Below are 23,576 nucleotides of genomic sequence, written 5' to 3'. Positions count from 1 at the left end.
GTTCTGAGAGGCGGTACTATTCTGGTCGATGCCCTAGCGCCCCCAAGAACGGATGCAGTGCTACGTCTAGACTTTCTAGACACAGCGAAAATGGCGGGGATGCGCCAGCCATAGCCCTACCCAAACAGAAAGGGCGGCGTTAGACGCTTTGGCAAATGGCACCTTGGGCTACAAGCCCATTCAGGAAGGCTGTATCTTCTATTCGCCTGTGCTGTATTCGTCTTTATCCGCGATTTGCCAAAGTTGATCGGCGCGGTTACGGCCTTCACCTTTCGCGTTCCATAACACTGGGGTCGGCAACCGTTGGCTTATTCAACGTATTGGGGCCTCCGGTCGAAGGGATCAGTCCAGTACATCTGCATTCGAATTTCTCAGCGCGAACCTATACGGAATCAATGAACCTCACACTGTTGACTAAGCGAGATTCCTGATTTTGCAGTTCATATTGGCCATTGGCGCGAAACCGAAATCTGAACCAACCAAAATGAACGCGAATGCGCTCCAATAAGGAAAGAAAAAGATCGCCGTCAACGCAGCCGCAAACTCAACCAGCGCGAACAGCAAATATTCTGTCTGCTATTTGGGCTGAGGGCTCAATTACTCTTTTAGGGTTGAGCACTTCTTTCCAATTGAGGCTGGGTTCAATATTCTCGAGTGCCTCAGGCAGAGGTTCAGGTTGTGACATGGCGTGCGCAACTATGTTGGACGCTTCCTGACGTCCGACGTGTTTTGACAACGCAAAAACCGCTGCCTCGGCCATCACTTCAGGCGTGCTTTCGATCCGACGCTCCATAGCATTGGCATTCACCGTTAAGTTTTGCACCAACTCCAAACAACGAGAAAGGGCGCTGCCGCAAACAACAAAGAGATCAGGAAGCAGATGCCATTCAGCAGTCCAATTCGCGCCGTCTCGTTCTTCGGAGTGGATTCCATTTGTGACCAAACTGCCTCCATAAGCCACCGCGAGGTGCGAAAGGGACATTATGGCTTCCGCGGTTACTGGATTTGATTTGTGTGGCATGGTGGAAGAACCACCTTCAGCGCCTCCGAAAGCTTCTGAGATTTCGCTACGTGACAGGATCGCAGTGTCGTTTGCGATTTTGCCCAAAGCGTTGGTTACAGCAACCAGCCAGGCTGAGAGCTTATGAAGGCCAGATCTGTCCGTATGCCAAGGTTGGCTCGCCTTTAGGCCGAGCTCATCCGCTAGTTTATCGGCAATCCTGGGTCCATCTGGCGCTATGGCCGTCTGATTGCCGGATGCTCCGCCAAACTGGACACGCAGCGCATGTTTACGAACTTGGACAAGGTCTACTTCACAGGCTATCAGCGGCTGGGCCCACTGTGCGATCCTCAAACCGAAAGTCGTAGGCGTTGCCAACTGACCGCGTGTGCGTGCGGCCATTATAGTGCTGGAATAGGTTTGGCTCTGCAGGGCGAGGACGTCGATCAACGCTGCTAGTCGGGCCTCTATGTCTCCTAGTGCAGCGCGAAAGCATAGGGACATTGCGTTGTCGACAATATCCTGACTTGTTGCCCCCCAATGAACCCAATCCGCGTGTGGTTGCCCAACTTCTGCACGCAACGCCTTTACAAGCGCGGGAACGGGCACTCCACTGTTCGCAACACCTTCGGACAAGATTTTTGGAGGAATAACCAGGCTGTCCGCGGCCACCGATATAGTCTGTGCAGAGGTGGTGGGGATGATGTTCAAATTGGCCTGTGCACGGGCCAGCGCAGCCTCGACCTGCAGCATAGAACGGGACAAAGCCCGGCTATCGAACAAAGCCTCAATGGCGGGGTCGCCGAAAATAGGCTGAGTGAGAAAATTTCTGACCATATACTTGCCTTTAGTGGGCCATAAGGACCGGGACTTTCGAGTTGTGTATCACATCCGTTGTCACACCGCCGAACAAGTCGTGCGTGAACTTACTGTGCTCGAAAGCGCCCATAACCACCAGCCTTGCATCGTTTTTTTCCGCTTCGCGTAGGATAGTGTCCGCTATGCTGCCCATTTTACTGACGGTTCGGGCCGAGACATCTATTCCATGCCGATGCATGTTCTGTACTAATTGTTCGGTGTTTCGGGGCGTCGTGTTTACGCTCAGCAGCGTAACGCTGACTTTTCCCATCAAGGCTGTCAGCGCATCCCCTATTGCCCGCGCGGCTGAACGTTTTCCGTCCCAAGCGACCAGCGCGTGTGAAGCCAAACCTTCAGCGTCATAACCATCAGGAACAACTACCACGGGACGGCCGCTTTGCAGCGCCAGCATATCTGGGTTCGCAGAAAGATGCGCATCATCATCGGTTGAAATCGAGTGCGCCCCCGTCACGATCAGATCGAACGAGCGAGCGAACTCAGACATCGGTCCATGAATACTAGGGGACAGATCGACAAACTCAGACTGCTGAGATAGCCCCGCTTCGTCCGTTCTTTCTTTGAACCGCCGCGCCACTTCCTTGGTTCTAGCGTTGTCCGCGTCGTGCAGGGTTTGCAACAGGTGTTCAGGAATTTGCGCCGCAAATCTGCGCTCCAGCAGAGGGCGACCGTGCTTCATGACACCTGTGAGGTGTGCGTCATACAGTTTGGTCAATTTGATCGCATGTCTCAGCCCGCTGCCACGCGAGGCTTCGCCGCTGTAGGGGCACAGGATGGATTTGCAGGTCATTATAGTCTCCGAAACATCAGCCTGATCGCACGGCTCAGGCCGCAGTCGGCATCCCTAACTCGAGTATTTCTCGTGCCTGCTGCCAGGTTGCAACGGGGCGTTCATACTGTTCGCATAGAGCCGTAACACGCTTCACCAAAGCTGCGTTTGATGGGGCTAGCGTGTCCCGGTCCAAACGGACGTTGTCTTCCAACCCGGTGCGGCAATGGCCACCGGAAGAAACACACCATTCATTGAGCGTTAGTTGATGTTGTCCGATACCCGCCGCACACCATTCGGCCTCTGGCGCTAAACGCTTTACAGTTTTGATGTAGTAATCAAATACATCCCGATCGACTGGCATGGCATTTTTCACACCCATCACGAATTGGACGTACAACTTGCCCGGAATGCGACCATCTGCATTCATTTTGGCGGCCTGATGGATATGGCTCAGGTCAAAGGCTTCGATCTCGGGCTTTACACCATAGCTGCGCATCTCTGAGGCAAGCCAGTCCACCAAATCTGGAGCGTTTTCATAGACCCGCGTTGGAAAATTGTTTGACCCAACTGAGAGGGAGGCCATGTCTGGCGCCAGCCGCAACATACCGCCGCGTTCCCGACCTGCACCGGATCGACCACCGGTGGACAGCTGAACTATCATACCGGGGCAGTGTTTCCGCAGACCCTCCAATAGACGCGCGAATTTCTCAGGGTCAGACGAAGGCGTCTCGTCGTCGTTACGAACATGGCAATGAGCAATAGATGCTCCGGCCTCGAACGCTTCTTGCGTGCTTTCAATTTGCTCAGCGACCGTGATTGGAACCGCTGGGTTGTTGGCCTTGGTAGGCAACGATCCGGTGATCGCAACACAGATAATACAAGGTTTGGTCATTTGCCTTTCCCTGAAAGGGTGCCCAACCATCAGAGGTCGTCGGGTGAGTGTCAGATGTCGAAGAAAACGGTCTCGCTATCGCCCTGCAGCTTGATGTCGAACCGATAGACCGGAACACCATCACGCTCAGTGCGTTTAGCAATCAGCGTTTCGCGCCGGCGCTCCCACTCAATCAGATTGATCACGGGATCGGACGCATTGGCGTCAGCTTCGTCATCAAAGTACAGCCGCGTATTCAGACCAACGTTTATTCCACGCGCGACAATCCAAAGATTGATGTGGGGTGCCATCAATTGACCGTTACGCCCCATTACCGGGCCGGGTTTGACTGTTTCGAACGCCCACTCTCCGGTTTCGAAATCCGTGATAACGCGGCCCCATCCTCGAAAGCCGTCTTCGACGTCCCCGGGATGTTCGGGATGCGCGTAGATACCTGCAGAGTTGGCCTGCCATGCTTCCAGCAACACGTCTTTGACCGGGCTACCGATACCGTCAATGACAAGTCCTTCAATTCGAATACGCTCTCCAGCGGCATTTGGGCCCGCGATGTCGTTGCCAAGTTCCTGGCGGTATATGTCGAAACCAGCTGCGCCCGGAGCCAGTCCTATATGAACGTATGGCCCTGCAGTTTGAGAGGGTGACTCTTTCAGGTAGTTAAGATCCTGTGCCATCAGTTCCCCTCCAGTCTGTTTTCAAACAAAGTCGAACGCCGCCCTCGCAGCACGATGTCAAACTTGTAGGCGATAGTGTCGAGCGGAATGGACGCGTTCATATCCAGACGCGCTGTCAGTTGCTCGGCCGCAGCCTGATCAGGGATCGTGTTTACGATCGGACATTTCGCAATCAGCGGATCGCCTTCGAAATACAGCTGAGTGATCAGACGCTGAGCGAATGCGCTGCCAAAGACGGACATGTGAATATGTGCAGGCCGCCAGCTGTTTACCCAGTTACGCCACGGGTAAGCCCCCGGCTTCACAGTCCGAAAATAGTAATACCCGTTTTCATCTGTCAGCGTGCGACCGCAGCCACCGAAGTTTGGATCAATCGGAGCCAGATAGGTGTCCTTCTTGTGTCGGTACCGACCACCTGCGTTAGCCTGCCAAATCTCGACCAACGTATTTGGAACGGGTTGTCCATTTTCATCTAATACACGACCGTGAATGATAATCCGTTCGCCGATCGGCATTTCACCGGGTTTTGCGTAATTCAGGACAAGGTCGTTATCGATTGGGTCAATATCGTTTTGACCGAAAACTGGACCGGTGATTTCCGACGCCGTGTTTTCCAGACTGATCAACGAGTATTGCGGTGAACGAGCGACGGACGTTTTGTAGTCGCGCGACAGGGCAGGGGGATGCCATTCGCGGTCTCGTTGATAATATTCACCTGGCTTTGGCATAGTAGGCTCCTCTCGGGCATCGGTAACGAACGGGCGTTTCCGGCTCTCAGTCTTGGTCTTCCATTTCGGCATAAGTTTCTTTAGCCAGCTTTAGTGCGTGATTGGCGCGCGGAACACCTGCATAGATTGCCACATGCTGAAACGCTTCCAGTACATCCTGTTTGCTGGCCCCGGTGCGAGCCGTAGCTCGGATATGCATCGGTATTTCCTCGAAGTTCCCAGTCGCCGCTAACAACGCCAAAGTCAGCATCGAGCGTTCACGTAAACTGATGCCCTCACCAGCCCAGACCGTGCCCCAAGCACCCTCGGTAATTAAGGTTTGAAACTGCGCATCGAAGTCCGACTTTTGTGCTTCAGCGCGGTCAACATGTTCGTCCCCCAGAACGGTGCGACGAATACTCATGCCCTTTTCGTAACGGTCAGACATAATTCAGGTCCTCAAAAAACGCGGTCAGCAGGTTTGCAAATATTCGGGGATTTTCAACGCAAGGCAAATGCCCCACGCCGTCGATGACTTCGTAACGAGCCCCAGCGACCAAATCCGCAGTTGAACGTACAAGGTCTGGTGGGCTGGCCTGGTCCTCGGACCCTGCAATCACAAGGACAGGCTGGGTTAACCGAGCCGTGGTTTCACTCAGATCGGTTCCAGAAATGGCATGGCAGCAGCCAAGGTACCCTTCGACCGGAGTGCGGATAAGCATGTTTCTCCAAGCACTGAGGTTGGGGGATTTCCGGTACGCGTCACTGAACCAACGCTCCAAAATCGGGTCGGCGATGGCTTCTATACCGTTTGCTCGGATGGTGGCGATCCGATCAAGCCACATCTCTGCGACACCCATCTTCGCGGCCGTGTTCGACAACACAAGCCCGCGGATCAGTTTCGGTTGCCGCGCCGCCAATACTTGTCCAATCATCCCGCCGATCGACAACCCGACAAAGATACATTCTCGGATGCCCAGATCGCCCAACAGATCAGAGACATCGTCCGCCAGATCGTTCATGTCGTAAGGCCCCGACGCGGAGTCAGACAAACCATGACCACGCTTGTCGTAGCGAACATAACGCAGACCCGGAGGTAGCAAAGGGATCACTTCATCCCAAAGCCGAAGATCTGTGCCCAGCGAATTGGCAAAAACCACAGCCCGTCCCGAGGCGTCTCCGTCCTCGCGCCAATGCAATCCGATATGATTTGCGCGGGCGAACTGCATTAGTAAGGCAGCCCAACATAGTTTTGCGCCATCACCGCCTGAGCATCGCGGTTAGAACGCAGAAACTCGATTTCGGCGCGTTGCATCTTTAAGTCGAACTCAGTCTGATCCGGGAAACGGTGCAGCAGATTGGTCATCCACCAGCTGAAATGCTCGGCCTTCCAAATACGCGCCAGTGCTTTTTCACTATACCGATCAATGCCTTCGCTATCACCGGTTTCAAAAACCTGAACCAACGCGTTGTACAGATAGTGGATATCGCTTGCCGCCGTATTCAAACCCTTTGCGCCAGTCGGCGGAACGATGTGAGCCGCATCGCCACACAGAAACAGACGCCCCCAGCGCATCGGCTCTGTCACGAACGAGCGAAGTGGCGCGATGGATTTCTCAATCGAAGGGCCCGTGATGAGCTTCTCTGCCTCAGCTTCCGGAATGCGCCTTTTTAGTTCGGTCCAGAACGCTGCATCGGTCCAGTCCTCCGGGCTGTCAGAAAGTGAACACTGAATGTAGTACCGGCTGAGGTTTGCGTTTCGCATGGAACACAGGGCAAAGCCCCGGTCGGAACTGGCATAGATCAATTCATCGTTCACCGGGGGCGTTTCCGACAAGATTCCCAGCCAGCCAAACGGATAAACCTTTTCGTATTCGCGGCGAACGCTCAACGGAATGGTCTGGCGACTAACACCGTGGAACCCGTCACAGCCCGCAACATAGTCGCAGTCGATGCGGTGCTCGGTCTCCCCAATTGTGTAGGTCACGTACGGAGCCTCGGAATCCACATCGTGTATTACCACGTTCTCAGTGTTGAAGACGATCTTTCCACCCATTGCCTCGCGCGCATCGTACAAATCCCGAGTTACTTCGGTTTGCCCATAAACGATCACGCTGGTGCCGGTATGTTCTTTGAAATTAATGCCGAACTGTTCATCCCCATAGGAAATAATCGTTCCATCGTGGACGTAACTCTCTGCGTCCATTCGTTCTGAAACCCCAGCCTCGCGCATCAGCTCCACCATACCGGTTTCGAGAATGCCCGCGCGGATACGGCCAAGAACATAGTCGCGGGTTTTCCGTTCGAGCACGACTGTGTCGATACCTTTGCGGTGCAAGAGCTGGCTCAACAACAATCCCGATGGGCCACCACCGACAATAACGACTTGCGTGCGCATGGGTTTCCTCCGATTCAAGGTTAAATCCATACTGAATTTTATTTTGAGCTATGTAAAATGAGGTTTTTTGCGATATGGTTTCCGAAAAAGGAAACTAAATGATCGATCGCCGTATCAAGTTCCGGCACATCCAGTGTCTGGTGGAAATTTGTCGTCAAAAAAGCCTAAAACAGGCGGCCGAAAAGCTGTTTTTGACACAGCCAGCCATTTCCAAAACGCTCAAGGAATTGGAAGACATACTTGGAGCCGAGCTGTTGGTGCGCAACAGGGCAGGGGTTTCCTTAACGCGTGAGGGTGAGGTGTTTTTGCACTTTGCAGAAATGTCTTTGGCATCGCTGCAACAGGGTATGGCGGGGGTCGAAGAAATCGGCGCGCGAGGCAAGACCAAGCTCAAAGTCGGAGCGTTGCCCTCAGTTGCCGCCAGCATCATGCCCGAGGTCGCGCGCGAATTCGGCGACATCGCCCCAAATTCACAGCTCGAGATCGTGGCCGGTTCACACGGTAATCTAATCGACCAGTTGCGCGTCGGGTCATTGGATTTGGTAATCGGCCGTTTGGGGAGGCCGGACAGCATGCAGGGAATTTCTTTTACGCAGCTGTATGAGGAAAAGGTTGTGTTTGTGGTGCGCCCTGGCCATCCGCTTTTGGAAGAACCGGATCTAGCCCGTATCGGGGAATGGCAGGTGATTTATCCTCCGAAGGACGCGGCCATTCGACCGTTGGTCGAACGGTTCCTGATCGCTCATGGCGTCGGAGATTTGCCAAACCGTCTCGACACGGTGTCCGGAGCGTTTGCCCGTGTTTACGTGCGCAAATCCGATGCCGTTTGGATAATTTCGGCCGGTGTCGTCGCCAACGAACTTCAAGAAGGGCAATTGGTTGAGTTGCCATTCGACACCCATGTCACGCGCGGTCCAGTTGGATTGATGCGGCGACCACAAGACATTGCCAGTTCACAAGAGCAGTACTTTCAAATCGCTGTGGATCGTGTGACCAGGGCGCTAGAGCTAGCACCCGCCGCTCTTTGAAACAGCATTTCGGCGGCACCACACGAAAAGAGTGCACGCCGCCGAGCGCTATCAAGCGGCCTTCAAAGCCCCGATTTCGGCTAATTCCTTTTCAAGGTCCCGAATTGACTTGGCAAAAAGCGTCAGTAGTTCATCGGCTTCAGCCTGCGTGAGCGTAAGAGGCGGTGTGACCATAACCCATTCACCAAATTTCCCACCTGCGGTTTTTCTGGTGTAAAGCAGCAGTCCATTGTCGATACCAATTTCCAGTAAGCGATACACAGCGCGGTGTTCTGCCGGGATCATTTCTTTGGTTGTCTGATTGGCCACCAGTTCGACGGCCATCAGCATTCCTTTTCCTCGGACGTCACCAATAATGGTCGAGCTTTCGGCGATCTTCCGTAGACCGTCCATCAGATAGGCACCAACCTCTGTCGCGTTTTTCATAAGATCTTGGCGCAACATTTCGTCGACGACCGCGACTGCAACTGCGCAGGACAACGGGTTAGCCGAATAAGTGTGCCCATGCAGGAAGCCACCAGACGTAACGATTGGCTCCACGATGAAATTGGGTGCCAACACCGCGGCGAGCGGCGTGTAACCAGCAGCAACGCCCTTCGCCAAAGTGACCATGTCAGGCCGCGCGTCAGGCCAGTGTTCTGCGGACAGGAACGTTCCTGTTCGACCAGCCCCGCTCATGACTTCATCAAAGATCAGCAGGACACCGTGTTTGGTGCAAATTTCGCGGATAGCCTTGTAGTAGCTGTCCGGCGCAACCAACCCGCCAGTCGCAAGGCCTCCGACCGGTTCCATGATAAAGGCCAGCACATTTTGCGCTCCTGCATCAACGATCAATTCGTCCAAGCGGTTCGCGCACGAAAGTGCGTGATCCTCGACGCTTACGCCCTCGGGTAGGCGATAGGAAAACGGAGCGGGGACTTTCGGCATGATGCGCATGACCGGTTCGAACACAGCATCAGACTGAGGGTCTCCGGTTACGGCCGCAGCGCCCAGGGTAGCCCCGTGGTAACTTGGGTTTCGGGCCAGCACGATGGTGCGTTTTTCGTCGCCCTTAGCGACTGCGTATTGCCGTGCGAGCTTTATCGCTGACTCGGTGGCTTCGGAGCCGCTCCCCACAAGAAAAGCCTGATCAAAACCGGGCCCGGCTAGGCCGACCAACTTTTCTGCCAACTCGCGGTTTGGTTGGTTTTCGAACACAGCGCGACTTGCATAGCAGACCTTTGCGGCCTGCTCGGTCATTGTTTGCAGAACACGTTCGTTGCCATGACCGATATTCGTGATGACGGGTCCCGAAGATGCGTCGAGGTATTTCTTGCCTTCAGTGTCCCATAAGTACGCGCCCATAGCGTGATCAATCGTCGGCAAATGCCCCCGATTGCCCGAGTAAAACACCTGAATGGGAGAACCCGGCTTCAGATCGATCTCAGAATTGCTGCTCATGCGGCTTGTCCTTCCAATTCGCGCCACAGCGACGCATGCTTTAACAAAATACTTCGGAATTTCTCTGCGAACCGATCCAGTTCGGATTGGGTATGGCAGAGGTTTAACGCCACCAGCCCGCGTTTGGCGTAGTAGATTTCGTGGATCAGGAACTCGAAGAACAATAGATCTTTAAGGTCTCTATTTTCTTTTGAAACTTGCTCGGGCCGGGTGATCGGACCAGCTTGGGTGTGGATGTTCATTATGCTGCCGATACCTGTCACATGAACGGGCGCTTGGAACTCTGATGCGATTTCATTCAGGCGCCGTCGAAACGCATCACCCATTGCAGTCAAAAGCTCAGCAGCCTCGGGGGTGTACACTTCGGTCAGGCCAACAAGACCTGCACGCATAGTCATCACGTTGTTGTTGAACGTGCCAGCATGCGCCAACGCATTGGGATGGCGCGGGTCAAATCGCTCCATAATTTCAGAACGTCCGCCAAAAACGCCGATCGGCATACAGCCACCGATGAATTTGCCCATAGTTGTCAGGTCGGCATTGAGGCCCAAAACGGGTTGCACGCCGCCTGCATAGTGACGTGCAGTCTGGACCTCATCGACAATGAAAAGTGCGCCGTACTTTTTGCACCATGCCTGTAAGCCTTTCAAAAACTCCGGGTCACCTGGAATACACCCGCCAGCACCAAGAACCGGCTCGACCACGATGGCGGCGACGTTATTGGAGTACGGATCGATTTCAGCCAGCGTGGCATCCAGATCGTTGTAGCGCCCATACAGATAATCGAACGGAACGTTTGAGGTGCTTGGTCCACCAACAAAGGTCAGTGGACCACCGTGATAGCCCCCGTTGAACACAACGATCTTGTCGCGCCCAGTCACCGCGCGCGCGGTCACCATAGCCATGATGTTGGCCTCTGTGCCCGAGTTCGTGAGGCGTACCTTTTCGAAACACGCAAATCGATCGCAGATGGCCGCTGCGAGTTTGGCTTCGCCAGTAGTGTGAGAAGACAGGTTCAATCCGCCCGCCATCGCAGCCTGCATTTCCCGCACAATCCGAGGGTGTGAATGCCCAAAAATGCCCGAGGTGAATTCGCTCAAGAAGTTTAGGTACCGATGCCCATCGAGATCCCAAAGATACGTGCCTTCACCTCGAGCCATCGTCAGGGGGAAAGGGCCGTAGAACAGGCTAGTCCGTGTATTTCCGGCCGGAAGCGCCTGCTGTGCCGCAAGGAATTGAGCCTCACTTTTAGGGTTTGCACGACGGTACTGCTCTTCGGCTGTGCCGACAGCATCTAGCAGCTTTTCCGATGCGCGAGGTGGATTCGCGGACATTTCCTTCTCCGATGTCTACTGGACAGATTTAATTGTACAGTGTACATGAGGAGTGCATTTTGTCCAGCCGCATCTTGGTGCTGCGCGGATTCGGAGGAGTTAAGTTACACCATGAGCGAGATATTTTTGCCTCAGCGAACGATCATGCAAACCCATGCGAATGGGGTGGTTGAACTATCGTCACCTTATCCATTGCGGCCTGGCGTGGCGCGTTCGGGTGACTGGCTGGATCATTGGTCCGCACAGACACCAAATGCTGTTTTCCTTGGCGAACGCTCGGGCGCGGGGTGGAAGGAAACGACGTATGGCGAAGCGCACGCTCAGGTGCGCCAACTTGCGGCAGCTTTGTTGGGAATGGGTTTGAGGCCGAACAAACCCTTGATTCTGCTTTCCGGGAAAAGCACGGCACACGCGTTACTTGCTTTGGCAGCACAATACGTGGGCATCCCATCGGTCGCTGTGGCTGAGCAGTACTCTTTGATCCCAGCAGCACATGATAAACTGAGACACGCGCTCGACACCATCGATCCCGGCGCCGCTTTTGTAGAAGACAGCCAGAAATTCTCGGCTGCATTGAACTCGGGGGCGTTGGATGGGCTGCACGTGATTTCAGCTGACGGCAAACACGGGATACCTTTTAACCAACTTCTAAAAGGGGACCATGCCGACGTTGATGCTGCGAAAGCACTAGTCACACCAGATTCAGTCGCAAAACTGGTGTTCACTTCGGGTTCGACATCTTTGCCCAAGGCCGTTCGAACAACTCATCGTATGATGACCGCCAATCAAACCCAGATTGGTCAAGTCTGGCCGTTTTTGTCTCGCAGCCCTCAGCGCATAGTCGATTGGCTGCCGTGGAACCATACTTTCGGCGGCAGCCACAACTTTAACCTGATGTTGTCGAATGGCGGAGCGCTTTATCTGGATGATGGCAGCCCGACAGAAAAGGGAATTGCGCGGAGTATCGAAAACATCTCGATGATTGGTCAAACCGTCTCGTTCAATGTGCCGATGGGGTATTCCATGATGGCGCAGGCAATGCGCACCGATATGGATTTTCGCAAGTCGTTCTTTGGCGATCTGAACCTAGTTTTTTACGCGGCGGCTTCGATGCCTCAGGCCATCTGGGATGAACTGAAAGAACAGGCTATTGCCGAGACTGGCAGCGCTCCGGAAATGTCGGCAAGTTGGGGCATGACAGAAACCGCACCTGCGGCCATTATGGTACATGGGCCGATGAAGCGGGCAGGGGTTATCGGTGTGCCGTTGCCGGGGGTGAAAGCCAAACTTCTACCGCTTGCGGAAGGAGCATATGAGCTTCGTGTCAATGGTCCGAACGTGACAGATGGTTATCACAACGAACCTGAAAAAACGGCCGAAACCTTCGACGACGATGGATACCTAATCACTGGCGATGTTGTGCGGTTCGTTGACGAAGAACATCCTGAGGAAGGGTTGTTCTTTGATGGGCGGATTTCTGAAGACTTTAAACTGTCTACAGGCACCTGGGTGCAGGCTTCAAAAGTCAGAACCCGAGCCGCCAGTGTAATGAATGATCTTGTTTCAGACTTTGTCATTTGTGGTCATGGGCAAAACGAAATCGGGGCTTTGGCATTTGTGAAACCTTCCTACCTTGCTGGTTTGAATGAAGGTGAACAAACGGACGGCGACGGGGCATTGTCTCACCCCGAACTACTCGCGGCGTTGGCTGACGGGATGAAAGCTTTTGCGGCAGAAGGCGGCAGTTCATCCATGCGCATCGCACGCATCCTTGCTCTTGAAGAAGAGCCCTCGTTAGCCGCGGGAGAGATTACGCACAAAGGAAACCTGAACCAGAAACTCTTGCTAAAAACCCGTGAAAAGTGGGTTGAACGCCTATTTGATGACGCCGATCCGGCGGTCATCAGGCTGAGATAAGATTGAAGCACGCAGATCTCTCAACCGCATCTGTGCACAAAGCAAACACCATGACAGGGAAAACGTGAGCATGAAGAACAAAGCCTTTATTGTCGGCGCTTACGAACATCCGACCCGCGACGCGACCGGAATCCCTCTGGCGCAACTGCATGCCGAAGTTGCAGCGGGCGCGCTGGCAGATGCCGGCTTGTCGGTTTCTGATGTAGACGGCTTCTTCTGCGCGGGGGACGTAGCTGGGTGGGAGGCACCGGGTGTCGGCCCGTTTTCCATCGTCGAATATCTGGGCTTAAACCTACGTCATCTCGACACCACGGAAAGCTGGGGTTCGTCGTACATCAATCATGTTGCCCATGCTGTGCAGGCGATAGCCGACGGAAAGTGCCGCGTTGCTCTAATTACTCAGGCGGGTCGGCCGCGTGCAGAACGAAAAACGCCGGAAAGCGATCACCGAGAGCAACGTCAGACGGCTTTTGAAGCCCCCTTCGAGCTGCCTTACGGCGCGGTCGTTACCAACATGTACGGCATGGTTGCACAGCGACATATGTATGAACACGGCACAACGTCGGAACAGTTAGCCTGGATCAAAGTGGCAGCGTCACACCACGCGCAACATAATACGAACGCGAAATTGCGCGATGTTGTTACGGTCGAAGATGTTGTGAACTCACCAATTGTGTCGTCACCCCTGCATCGACTTGATTGTTGTATCATTAGTGATGGTGGCGGTGCATTGGTCGTCGTGCATCCAGATGTTGCGCGGTCGTTGAACCGCCCGATGATTACGCCGACAGGAGCAGGCTTCAACGTCAAACACCTGAACGGTGGGTACTTCGACATTCTTGCCTCGGGCGGCGTTAAGTCTGGTGCCGACGCTTTTGCTGAGGCAGGGATTACACCGCAGGACATTCAGTACGCGTCGATCTATGACAGCTTCACAATTACCGTTCTTGTCCAACTTGAGAACCTAGGGTTTTGTGAGCCCGGGCAGGGCGGGCGCTTTGTTGAAGACGGCAATCTAATTTCAGGCGTTGGCCGGCTGCCAGTCAACACAGACGGTGGTGGGCTTTGCAGCAATCATCCAGGCAACCGCGGCGGAATGACAAAAATGATTGAAGCGGTTCGGCAGCTGCGCGGTGAGGCCCACCCGGCTGTTCAGGTGCCAGATTGCAATCTGGCGCTGGCACATGGCACAGGCGGGCAGCTTGGAGCGCGCCATGGCAGTGCCACGCTAATTATGGAAAGGGTTTGATATGACTGAGCAATCACTCCCCACGTCACCCGAAATCACACCTGAAACTGAGGTGTATTGGGATGCCGCCAATAATGGACAGCTGCTGCTGAAACGTTGCATTGGAACCGACAAAGCATTTCACCCACCACGTACCTTTAGTCCATTTACTGGGACGGCAGAGACCGAGTGGTTCCAAGCCAGCGGCGCCGGGCAGGTTTATTCCTTTAGCGTCACAAAGCGGCACGGGGCAGAGCACTGCATCGCTTATATTGAGCTTGCTGAGGGACCGATCGTTCTAAGTGCTCTGACTGACTGCGACTTTGACAAAGTCAAGATTGGACAGACCGTCCGCGTCGTTTTTGCCCCCAGCACAAACGGCCAGCTGGTTCCCATGTTCGCACCCGACACAGGCAACTGATCAGACCGCTGAACTTGACCTCAGCCTAAACAGAAGGGAGGGCGGCACCTAACTTTTCAAGCCGGCCGCCAGCCCCAAAACTACGGAACGGATAAACATCTCGAAACCGTCATCAAGGGGCGAGAGCGTGCCGTTCTCCCATCGCATAATGAAGGATTGGTTTTCCAGGGAAGGCAGGTTGCGGGCTGTGGTTGGAAAGCGTTCCGAATCCACATCCCGAATTGCGGCTTTCATCGCATGGGACCAGCTGTCACTGGATTCAGAAGGTACAAGCGCAAATTCCTGCGTCGTAAAGCCGACCATCGCAGAGATCACTGTGTTGTAGGCAGCTCGTAGTGAATCTCCTTCAAAGCCAGCTTTTTCCAGAACGGTTAGAATGCGTTCAATCATTTGAAAATCGAGACTGGAGTTCGAAACCAGTTGAATTCCGATCAACGGCGCAATGTTCGGGTGCTTCTTAATCCGGCCTCTGTAGTTTCGGCACAGTTGCAGAATGCCTTCCTGCCAATCCTGTTCGAAATCGTCTGGCAGCAGATCGGATAGGACCCGCGCGATAACTTCTCCGATCAGGGCATTGCGGTTTTCAACATGCCAGTAGATTGCGGTCGGATAGACCTTTAGTTCGCTGGCGAGGTTGCGCATAGAAAAGGCTTCGGTTCCATCTCGATCAAGAATGCGGATCGCGGCGTCGATGATTTCCCCTTTGCTGAGGTTCGGTTCGCTCTTGCGTCGCCTGCCGGGTCTTCTGCGTGCTTCTGAAGTCAATACTGGCCTCAATTTTTTTAACTTTGTGAGCTGACCGCTTCTTGTGGTCCTGTACAAAGATCGCACGGCCAATGTGCTGTCGGCAAGCCTCTCGGTCATTAGAATTCGGATGGGCGAGCCAGTGCTATATAACAGCTCTTAACGCATCTTTGTCTTTCATTTAAGGTTATGTTCTGGTAGGGAAAATTCGCACTACCCAGGCTGGTCTACCAGTCGCTTTAAGGCCTAAGCCGCCAGTCAAAAGTGATCGATCTAAATGACGAAAGATCCGTCTATTTCCGAAGAAGTGAATCCAAGCCTTTCCTTTGGAATTCTTGGCTATGGGCAGTTTGGTCGTTTTCTTCACGCGTTGCTGAAACAGTACCTTCCTGACAATCCGGTTCATGTATTTGAACCGGAACCCACAGCTGAAGATATCCGTCTGTCGTCGCTGAAAGACGTCGCTGCATGCGATGTTGTGTTTCTGGCCGTACCAATTAGCACCTATTCAGAAGTACTAAAGTCACTGTTGCCACACGTAGCAACGGAAACAGTTTTGGTGGATGTCGCAACGGTCAAGGTTCACACCGGCCGTGTCTTGCGAGAATTAGACCTTCCGTGTCGATACATTTCAACCCACCCCATGTTCGGGCCGGAGAGCTTTAAGAAAGTTGGCAAAAAACTGGGCGGGTTTCGAATTGTCATCACTGAGCACAATTTAAAGCCTGAGACTTATGCGGCAGCTTGCAAAATCCTTGGCAACTTGGGGATCAGGATTGTCGAAACTACAGCCGATCAACATGATCGGGATCTAGCTGAAACTCTTTTTCTGACCCATTACGTGGGACAGGTCGTAGCGAATGCGGGATTCCTCAGAACCGAAATTGACACCGTTTCCTTCGGCTTTCTAATGGATGCCGTGGATGCGGTCAGAAATGACGGCGCTCTGTTCGAGCAGGTTGTGCGCTACAACCCATACTGCGCCAAGGTCATCGAACGCTTTGATCAAAGCGATCGGGAAATTCGACGAAAAATGTTGGAGCACTCCTCGGCGAACCGTAGCGATGGAATGTGGTATTCCTACTGATCCGCGCATTTAGTTTCTAAAACTAATAACTAACACATAGAAGTTTTCACTTTCGCTCGAAAAAAGCGAACTTAAGGTAGTGTCAGTTTCTGAGTCTCAGGAGAGCGGTGGGTTTGGTGTGTCGCGATGCAACACCAGTCACAACCTATACGCTGACGAAGCGAAACAAAAACGGGGAGGAAATTATGAAGGCAATTATTGCAAATCTCGCAGGCAGAACCTGTCGCTTAGCCACCACGGCCTTGGTTGGAAGCGTGTTAGCCACCGGTGCCTTTGCCGCCGATGTCACCTTGCGAATGCACCATTTCCTTCCAGCGCAGGCGAATGTGCCAAAGAATATTCTAGACGTCTGGGCCGACAAAGTTGAGGCTGACTCGGACGGGCGGATAGAAGTTCAAAGGTTCCCGGCCATGCAACTGGGCGGCAAACCGCCAGAGTTGGTCGATCAGGCGATGGACGGTGTCGCGGACATAATCTGGACGGTCTCTGGGTATACACCCGGGCGCTTCCCGCGCACCGAGGTTTTCGAATTACCGTTTACAATGACCAATGCCGAAGCAACCTCGCGCGCGTTTTGGCAATTGGCAGAAGAAACGATGTTGGATCAGGACTTTGGCCAACTCAAAGTGCTGGGTCTTTGGGTTCACGGTCCCGGTGTGATCCACTCCAGTGATCCTGTTGAGTCCATTGAAGACCTCAACGGCGTGAAACTACGTGCACCGACCCGTGTTACGAACATGATGTTCAGCTCGCTGGGCGCAACACCTGTCGGAATGCCGGTACCTGCGGTGCCAGAAGCGCTGTCAAAGGGTGTGATCGACGCGACTGTTATCCCTTGGGAAGTAACCGGGGCACTTAAAGTGCCGGAACTGGTCGGAAACCACACCATGTTCGGAGATGACACGCTTTATACGACGACCTTCATCTTTGCGATGAACAAAGAGAAGTACGATGCCTTGCCTGACGACTTGAAGGCTGTCATCGATGCGAATTCCGGGCTAGAGTTCTCGGCATTTGCCGGTGGTCAAATGCAAAAGGATGATGGACCCGCACTGGCGGCAGCCCAAGAGCGTGGAAACAACATCATAGAGCTTTCGCCTGACCAGGTCGCCGCGTGGAAAGATGCTGCGGCCCCGATTGTGGATGAATGGGTCGCTGAAATGGATGGTAAAGGTGTCGACGGCACCGGATTGCGTGCGCGTGCGTTGGAACTGATTGAGCAGAACACCCAGTGACTTCACCGCAAATCACCTGCACCGTAAACTCGGGAGGTTTCCTTGACGAGACTTGTTAAGGCGGCCTCCCAAGCCCTTGCTGTGCTTGGTGGACTGGTTCTTTTGGCTTTGATCGTTTTGACCTGCATCAGCGTCGCTGGCCGTGGTTTGAACAGCTTGGGCCACTCTGGTTTCGTGTCAGAAAACCTGACAGCTTTGTCCGGCTTGTTGACACGTCTGGGACCTATACAGGGTGACTTTGAACTGGTCGAAGCAGGTGTGGCATTTGCTATCTTTGCTTTTCTGCCCCTTTGCCAGTTGAACGGCGGGCACGCCGTTGTTGATGTATTCACCTCGCAGCTCCCTCCTAAGTTAAACGAAATACTGGCGACTTTTTGGGAAATCGTTTTGTCTGCGATCATCGTTTTGATCGCGTGGCGGTTGTTTGTCGGAATGCAATCCAAACTGGCGTATGGTGAAACGACGTTCCTTCTGCAATTCCCGGTTTGGTGGTCTTATGCAGCAAGCTTCTTTGCCGCTTTTGTAGCGGCGCTTGTTGCTGTCTACTGCGCCTGCGCTCGCGTTGCCCAGCTTCTGACAGGGCGGCAATATCTACCTTATTCCACAGGTGAATAGTAATGAGCGCGCTTGAAATCGGCTACGTTTCTTTTCCAGTCTTGCTGCTGCTCATCTTCCTGAGGGCTCCGATTGGTTTAGCCATGATGATATGCGGGTTGGGCGGCTTGTATCTGGTGACCGGCGGAACAAACGTCTTTTTGGCCAAACTGAAAAGCGAGACCTATTCGACCTTCTCAAGCTATTCGCTCACGATTATTCCAATGTTCCTGTTGATGGGGCAGTTCGCAACGCTTTCAGGAATGTCCGCGGCCCTATTCAAAGCATCGGAAAGTTGGCTTGGCCACCGTAAAGGCGGCGTTGCAATGGCTGCGGTCGGAGCGTGTGCCGGTTTCGGCGCGATTTGCGGGTCCTCTTTGGCGACTGCCGCCACAATGAGCCGAGTGGCGCTGCCTGAACTTCGGCGATACGGGTATTCGGGCGGTTTTTCGACTGCAACGCTAGCGGCCGGAGGCACGCTGGGAATTCTGATCCCTCCATCAGTTATACTGGTCATCTACGCCATCCTGACCGAACAGAATATCGCAAAGCTGTTTCTTGCTGCTTTCGTTCCCGGCATTTTAGCAGCAATAGGCTACATGCTGACGATCTCGATTTATGTCAGGGTCAATGAAGAAGCCGCAACTGAACGCGATCCCGTTCCATATGCAGATCGGCTAAAAGCGTTGTTAGAAGTATGGCCTGTGCTTCTGGTTTTTGGTGTTGTTGTTGGCGGCATCTATTTGGGCTGGTTTACCCCAACTGAGGGGGCAGCCGTTGGCGCCGCCGGTACCGGGTTGGTGGCCTGGGTTTCAGGCAATCTCAACTGGGCCGTCCTAAGAGACAGCATTCTTGCAACCGCTATGAGCACAGCGATGATCTTTTTCATCATTCTGGGCGCGGGGTTCTACAACGGGTTTCTAGCACTTAGCCAAGTGCCTCAGGAATTATCCGGTTGGGTGGTTGGGCAGGGGTTCAGCCCGTGGACCATCCTGACCGTCATCTTGATCTTTTATTTGGTCTTCGGCTGCCTGATGGACAGCCTGAGCATGATCCTGTTGACCATACCCATCTTCTTTCCAGTCATCAGCCAATTGGATTTTGGGATGAGCCCCGAACATCTTGCGATTTGGTTCGGTATCGTCGTCCTGATCGTGGTTGAGGTCGGCTTGATAACTCCGCCGGTCGGAATGAACCTCTTCATCATCAATGCGATGGACCCAAGTGTTCCGATGAAAGACACCTACAAGGCCGTTCTATGGTTCGTGGGCTCTGACATTGTCCGGGTTGTAATTCTGGTTCTATTTCCGGCCATTAGTCTGTTTTTGTTGCCGGGTTGAGGCGATGAATTCGAGGTTCCAATCAAGGTAGAAAGCAACAAAAATGTCCGAAGAGATTCTGAGCATTGAAACCGATGGGCCAGTTGTCATTCTCACCTTGAACCGGCCTGAGAAACGTAACGCGATGAGCGATGGGCTGTTGGCGGCCATCAATGCGTTTTTTTTAAACCCTCCGAAGGGAGCTAAAGCCGTTGTTCTGCGCGGTGAAGGTGGGCACTTTTGCGCCGGGCTGGATTTGAGCGAGCATGTTTTGCGGGATGCCGAAGGAACCGTTCACCACTCACGGGGCTGGCATCAGGTGATGGATCAAATTCAGTTTGGAGGTCTGCCAGTCGTGTCGGCTCTAACCGGTGCCGTCATCGGCGGCGGGCTGGAACTGGCCGCTGCCACCCACGTGCGCATCGCGGATTCGACCACAGTTTTTCAGTTACCAGAAGGCCGCCGTGGAATATTTGTCGGGGGTGGTGCAAGCGTCCGGGTCGGCCGTATTCTGGGTTCGGACAGAATGACTGAGATGATGCTGACTGGTCGAAAATATGGCGCTGAGGATGCGGTGCACCTCGGCCTTGCCCACTATCTTGTTGATAAAGGCGAGGCCACCAACAAGGCGATTGAGATTGCGCACGAGGTTGCCTCGAACGCACCTATGTCAAATTACTTCATGATTCAGGCTATTAGCCGGATCAACGACATGTCACGCAACGACGGGTTATTTACAGAAAGTCTGTGTGCGGCGCTGTCACAAACCTCTGAGGCTGCACAAGAAGGGCTGAACGCGTTTCTAGAAAAACGCGATCCGAAGTTCGACTAAGCGCAAAGACACCAGCACCTACTTCAAGCTTCATTCCATTGGTAATGGCCTCAATCCTCAATGCTGACCGGGCCTTCATCTCCTGTCCGGAGGTTAGCCTTCTTGGTGAAGAACCAGATCAAAAATGCAGCCGCCATGACAAGAAGGGCAACAGCGATGGGATAGCGATAGATTTGCGTCAAATCTCCGTTCAACAGGGACAGTGTTTGCGACAACGAAATCTCGAACCGAGGACCTAGGAAGAAAGCGATGATGAAGATGACGATGGAATAACCAAATGATGTCATCAGATAGCCCAGGACTGCAAAGACCAGCATAACCCCGACACCGAACAGACCGCTTGTAGACAGCGACACGCCGACAAAGCACAACAGGATCGCGGAGGCAAAGATGATCGATTCCGGCGCCGAGATCACTTTGACCCAAAGGCGCAGGCCGACCTGGCCAAGCCAAAGGTTTGTGAAATTGGCCATCAGCATTGCTCCGAACAATCCATAGATCAGCCGCCCCTGGTCTTGAAACAACAGCGGACCGGGTTGAATGCCATGGATCATGAAAGCGCTGATGATCAACGATGCCGCGACACTACCAGGGATGCCCAAGGTCAACAGCGGAATCAGGTTTGCACCAGCCACTGCAGAATTCGCCGACTCAGCTGCTGCAATCCCGTGTATGTTGCCTTTGCCAAAGCTGTCAGGGTCTTTTGAAGTAGTTTTTGTGGCCGCATAAGACATAAACGCCGCAGCCGTAGAGCCAATGCCGGGCAGGGCGCCCAGTATCGTTCCTATGACCGCGCCACGCAGGATGATGAACCTGCTCCCCCAATACTCTGTCCAAGTGACACGCTTGTCGTCAGGATTGCCAGTATCAATCAGTTCTACTGCCGGACGCATCTGACCACCAATTTCGGACAGCCTTCGAATGATCTCAGAAATCGCAAGCGTACCGATGGCCACTGAAACAAGAGGTAGTCCGTCGTAAAGATCGAACATCCCGAAAATCAGGCGAGGGGTGTAGTGCTCTGGATCACTTCCAACAGTCGCACACAAGAATCCGAGACCGGCAGCGATCAGCCCCTTGGCCACTGAGTTACCAATCAGCGCGGACAGCACGGCGAAGGCCATGATCATCAGGGCAAAGACTTCAACCGGTCCCATGCGCAGCGCCAAGATCGCCAAAGGAGCGGACACAGTTATCAGGACGATGTCACTAAACGTGTCGCCGGTCACCGATGAAAACAGTGCCATCTTGGCGGCCTTCAACGGTTTGCCTTGTTTAGCCAGAGGATAACCATCCAACGCAGTGGCCGCCGCATCGGGTGTACCGGGCGTATTTATCAGAACCGCAGGCAACGCGCCGCCGACCAGACCACCTTTGCTGACACCGACCAAAAACGAGATGCCAACAAGTGGAGACATGCTGAATGTGAAAGGAATTGCGATTGCCATTGCCATCACTGGACCGATACCCGGAACAGCACCCACGAATTGCCCTAGGGCCACGCCAAATATCACGAAGGCTAGGTTGATTAGAGTAAACGCGTCTCCGAACCCTGCCAGAATAGTTGCGAAATCGACCATCATGATCTCCTAAGGCAAGCCGCGCTCAAGCAGCACTTCGACGATTACCCAGATAATCGTCGGCATTACCGCCACGCCCGCGAACAGCCAGAGCGGTCGGCACTCTCCGATCAACAACATCAGGACCAACGCCAAAAACGGGGAAACGATGACATAGCCAAAAAAGGTCATCGCGTAGAGCGCTACACAAATCAGCCCAAAATATACGGACGACATCAACATATCGCGCGGATTGTGCAGCCTGTGTTTCGTGGGTTTTACGACAACGATGAGACCGCAAACTGCGATTAGAATGCTTAGCGCGTTTGGAAATGCATCAGGATGCAAAGAGCCGGAGCCGGCGCTCTCAACAAAAGTCGGGATCACGTAGAAATAGCTCAGAACTCCAGCAAAAAAGAAAAAAAGCCCCGAGGCTCTGTCTGCGGAAAATGCCATTAGGTTGATCCTGACAAGATAAGCTGGGTTGGCGGCCCCACCGCGTATGCGGCAGGACCAGCGGGGAGGAGGTATTAGCTCCCGGACAGGTTCTTGGCGTTAGCCAAACCGTCGACCATCATTTGCTTTGTGCCTTCAGGACCAAAGTTCACGGGATCGATCTTGGTTGTGTTTTTGACGATCTCGATCACGCGCGGGTCTTTCAGAGCCTCGTCCAGTGCGCCTTGCAGAGCTTCCAGCGCGGCCGGGTCCGTGCCTGCGGTCGTGGCGATGTACCAGACTGGTTCAACAAATGCGTTGTAGCCTGCCTCAATAAAAGTCGACGCGTCAGGCGAGTGGGACAGGCGGCCTTGACCGCCACTGGCCAGCACCTTCATGTCGCCCGAGTCCAGATAGCGCAGTTCTTCGCCAGTACCGAAGGCGACCTGCACCTGACCTCCAAGGATCATTTTGAGGGATTCAGCGGCACCACTGCTGGTGACATAGTTGAACTCAACACCTTCCTGGTTCGCAACAGTATCCATCAAGGACTTCATGCCTTCAGTTTCGATGGCAACCGCGACAGGTCCGTTGTCTTTGACATGCTGCACCAAGCTGGCAAGATCGCTGTAAGGCGCATCCGTGGCAGCAACAGCAGCCATCTGACCTTTTGCGACAGTTCCGATGTAGTCGAAGCTATCCAGATCAAACGCCATCTGATCACTGCGCTGAGCCAGGTTGATCAAAACTGGTTCGTTCACACCCAAACCGATGACCAAGCCCTTGGGCGGCATTTTCGAGATGCCGGTGAACATGGCAACACCGCCACCACCGGTCTTGTTCTCTGCGATGATATTCCAACCAGTGTTTTCTTTCATGGTCTGCGCCAGAACGCGGCCCATCGTATCGGTGCTACCACCTGCACCAAAGGCAATTTGAAGGCGGACGGTGCCAGCGGGCTCCCAGTCTGCGGCCATCGCAGATCCAACGGACATCACGGTTCCGATGAGCATTCCCACTGCATTGCGCATGAAGTTCATTGCGTTTCTCCCTGTTCTCGAAGCACCCAACCATTTGGGCAGAGCAA

Annotated in this window: 23 protein-coding genes; 9 read left to right on the top strand and 14 right to left on the bottom strand. The window is 53.7% G+C overall.

Annotated elements, in window-relative coordinates; genetic code table 11:
- Positions 1–544: 544 nt before the first annotated feature.
- Genes ACR0EO_RS03650 through pobA form a run of 8 tightly spaced genes read right to left on the bottom strand, consistent with a single transcriptional unit; the run spans position 545 to position 7,316 of the window.
- The gene (locus ACR0EO_RS03650) at positions 545–1,837 is read right to left on the bottom strand and encodes a lyase family protein (RefSeq protein ID WP_480687107.1); all 1,293 of its coding nucleotides are present in this window, start codon (positions 1,835–1,837) and stop codon (positions 545–547) included.
- Positions 1,838–1,847: 10 nt separating this feature from the next.
- Entirely contained in the window at positions 1,848–2,666 is an 819-nt protein-coding gene (locus ACR0EO_RS03645) for a universal stress protein (RefSeq protein WP_480687106.1), read from the bottom strand.
- A gap of 34 nt (positions 2,667–2,700) precedes the next feature.
- Positions 2,701–3,540: a 3-oxoadipate:acetyl-CoA acetyltransferase gene (locus tag ACR0EO_RS03640; RefSeq protein WP_480687104.1), complete on the bottom strand. Its 840-nt coding sequence runs from the start codon at positions 3,538–3,540 to the stop codon at positions 2,701–2,703.
- Between the two features lie 50 nt (positions 3,541–3,590).
- A complete protein-coding gene (gene pcaG / locus ACR0EO_RS03635) occupies positions 3,591–4,211 on the bottom strand; it encodes a protocatechuate 3,4-dioxygenase subunit alpha (protein ID WP_480687102.1) in 621 nt (206 codons plus the stop codon).
- On the bottom strand, positions 4,211–4,939 hold the full coding sequence (gene pcaH / locus ACR0EO_RS03630; RefSeq protein WP_480687101.1) for a protocatechuate 3,4-dioxygenase subunit beta: 729 nt from the start codon (positions 4,937–4,939) through the stop codon (positions 4,211–4,213). Before pcaH ends, pcaG begins: the two co-directional genes overlap by 1 nt.
- 46 nt (positions 4,940–4,985) lie before the next feature.
- Positions 4,986–5,366 carry a 4-carboxymuconolactone decarboxylase gene (gene pcaC, locus ACR0EO_RS03625; RefSeq protein WP_480687099.1) on the bottom strand — a complete coding sequence of 127 codons (381 nt, stop codon included), beginning with the start codon at positions 5,364–5,366 and terminating at the stop codon, positions 4,986–4,988.
- Positions 5,359–6,147 carry a 3-oxoadipate enol-lactonase gene (gene pcaD, locus ACR0EO_RS03620; protein ID WP_480687097.1) on the bottom strand — a complete coding sequence of 263 codons (789 nt, stop codon included), beginning with the start codon at positions 6,145–6,147 and terminating at the stop codon, positions 5,359–5,361. The genes pcaC and pcaD overlap by 8 nt, the downstream gene beginning before the upstream one ends.
- Complete coding sequence (pobA, locus tag ACR0EO_RS03615) at positions 6,147–7,316, bottom strand: 4-hydroxybenzoate 3-monooxygenase (protein ID WP_480687095.1); 1,170 nt, start codon at positions 7,314–7,316, stop codon at positions 6,147–6,149. The genes pcaD and pobA overlap by 1 nt, the downstream gene beginning before the upstream one ends.
- A 98-nt stretch (positions 7,317–7,414) precedes the next feature.
- Between pobA and pcaQ the strand changes: the two genes are divergently transcribed.
- Positions 7,415–8,344, top strand: coding sequence for a pca operon transcription factor PcaQ (gene pcaQ / locus ACR0EO_RS03610; RefSeq protein WP_480687093.1), 930 nt, complete (start codon positions 7,415–7,417; stop codon positions 8,342–8,344).
- A 51-nt stretch (positions 8,345–8,395) separates the two neighbouring features.
- Here the strand turns inward: pcaQ and ACR0EO_RS03605 are convergent, their stop codons facing one another.
- Together ACR0EO_RS03605 and ACR0EO_RS03600 are read right to left on the bottom strand one after the other, a co-directional pair.
- Positions 8,396–9,784: an aminotransferase family protein gene (locus ACR0EO_RS03605; protein WP_480687091.1), complete on the bottom strand. Its 1,389-nt coding sequence runs from the start codon at positions 9,782–9,784 to the stop codon at positions 8,396–8,398.
- The gene (locus ACR0EO_RS03600) at positions 9,781–11,118 is read right to left on the bottom strand and encodes an aspartate aminotransferase family protein (protein WP_480687089.1); all 1,338 of its coding nucleotides are present in this window, start codon (positions 11,116–11,118) and stop codon (positions 9,781–9,783) included. The genes ACR0EO_RS03605 and ACR0EO_RS03600 overlap by 4 nt, the downstream gene beginning before the upstream one ends.
- Positions 11,119–11,229: 111 nt before the next feature.
- On the opposite strand from ACR0EO_RS03600, the gene ACR0EO_RS03595 reads away from it, so the two are divergent.
- The 3 genes from ACR0EO_RS03595 (at position 11,230) to ACR0EO_RS03585 (ending at position 14,684) form a co-directional block, all read left to right on the top strand.
- Positions 11,230–13,035: an AMP-binding protein gene (locus ACR0EO_RS03595; protein ID WP_480687087.1), complete on the top strand. Its 1,806-nt coding sequence runs from the start codon at positions 11,230–11,232 to the stop codon at positions 13,033–13,035.
- 70 nt (positions 13,036–13,105) lie between these two features.
- Positions 13,106–14,284 carry a thiolase domain-containing protein gene (locus tag ACR0EO_RS03590; RefSeq protein ID WP_480687085.1) on the top strand — a complete coding sequence of 393 codons (1,179 nt, stop codon included), beginning with the start codon at positions 13,106–13,108 and terminating at the stop codon, positions 14,282–14,284.
- Between the two features lies 1 nt (position 14,285).
- Complete coding sequence (locus ACR0EO_RS03585) at positions 14,286–14,684, top strand: Zn-ribbon domain-containing OB-fold protein (protein ID WP_480687083.1); 399 nt, start codon at positions 14,286–14,288, stop codon at positions 14,682–14,684.
- Between the two features lie 48 nt (positions 14,685–14,732).
- Here ACR0EO_RS03585 and ACR0EO_RS03580 read toward each other — a convergent pair whose 3' ends face one another.
- On the bottom strand, positions 14,733–15,449 hold the full coding sequence (locus ACR0EO_RS03580) for a TetR/AcrR family transcriptional regulator (protein ID WP_480687081.1): 717 nt from the start codon (positions 15,447–15,449) through the stop codon (positions 14,733–14,735).
- A 256-nt stretch (positions 15,450–15,705) separates the two neighbouring features.
- On the opposite strand from ACR0EO_RS03580, the gene ACR0EO_RS03575 reads away from it, so the two are divergent.
- The 5 genes from ACR0EO_RS03575 (at position 15,706) to ACR0EO_RS03555 (ending at position 20,495) form a co-directional block, all read left to right on the top strand.
- On the top strand, positions 15,706–16,515 hold the full coding sequence (locus ACR0EO_RS03575) for a prephenate dehydrogenase/arogenate dehydrogenase family protein (RefSeq protein ID WP_480687079.1): 810 nt from the start codon (positions 15,706–15,708) through the stop codon (positions 16,513–16,515).
- Positions 16,516–16,700: 185 nt separating this feature from the next.
- Positions 16,701–17,750, top strand: a complete 1,050-nt coding sequence (locus ACR0EO_RS03570) for a TRAP transporter substrate-binding protein (protein ID WP_480687077.1) — start codon at positions 16,701–16,703, stop codon at positions 17,748–17,750.
- Between the two features lie 42 nt (positions 17,751–17,792).
- Positions 17,793–18,365 carry a TRAP transporter small permease gene (locus tag ACR0EO_RS03565; protein ID WP_480687075.1) on the top strand — a complete coding sequence of 191 codons (573 nt, stop codon included), beginning with the start codon at positions 17,793–17,795 and terminating at the stop codon, positions 18,363–18,365.
- A 2-nt stretch (positions 18,366–18,367) separates the two neighbouring features.
- Positions 18,368–19,684: a TRAP transporter large permease gene (locus tag ACR0EO_RS03560; protein ID WP_480687073.1), complete on the top strand. Its 1,317-nt coding sequence runs from the start codon at positions 18,368–18,370 to the stop codon at positions 19,682–19,684.
- A gap of 43 nt (positions 19,685–19,727) precedes the next feature.
- Positions 19,728–20,495, top strand: coding sequence for a crotonase/enoyl-CoA hydratase family protein (locus ACR0EO_RS03555; RefSeq protein ID WP_480687071.1), 768 nt, complete (start codon positions 19,728–19,730; stop codon positions 20,493–20,495).
- 50 nt (positions 20,496–20,545) lie between these two features.
- Here ACR0EO_RS03555 and ACR0EO_RS03550 read toward each other — a convergent pair whose 3' ends face one another.
- The 3 genes from ACR0EO_RS03550 to ACR0EO_RS03540 all read right to left on the bottom strand — a co-directional run bounded on the left by ACR0EO_RS03550 (position 20,546) and on the right by ACR0EO_RS03540 (position 23,529).
- The gene (locus ACR0EO_RS03550) at positions 20,546–22,075 is read right to left on the bottom strand and encodes a tripartite tricarboxylate transporter permease (RefSeq protein ID WP_480687070.1); all 1,530 of its coding nucleotides are present in this window, start codon (positions 22,073–22,075) and stop codon (positions 20,546–20,548) included.
- A gap of 9 nt (positions 22,076–22,084) precedes the next feature.
- Positions 22,085–22,510 carry a tripartite tricarboxylate transporter TctB family protein gene (locus ACR0EO_RS03545; protein ID WP_480687068.1) on the bottom strand — a complete coding sequence of 142 codons (426 nt, stop codon included), beginning with the start codon at positions 22,508–22,510 and terminating at the stop codon, positions 22,085–22,087.
- A gap of 74 nt (positions 22,511–22,584) precedes the next feature.
- Positions 22,585–23,529, bottom strand: coding sequence for a tripartite tricarboxylate transporter substrate binding protein (locus ACR0EO_RS03540; RefSeq protein ID WP_480687066.1), 945 nt, complete (start codon positions 23,527–23,529; stop codon positions 22,585–22,587).
- Between the last annotated feature and the right edge of the window lie 47 nt (positions 23,530–23,576).

The sequence above is a fragment of the Ruegeria sp. BE9 genome (assembly GCF_056538765.1).
This window is presented reverse-complemented; position numbering and strand designations above follow the sequence as displayed.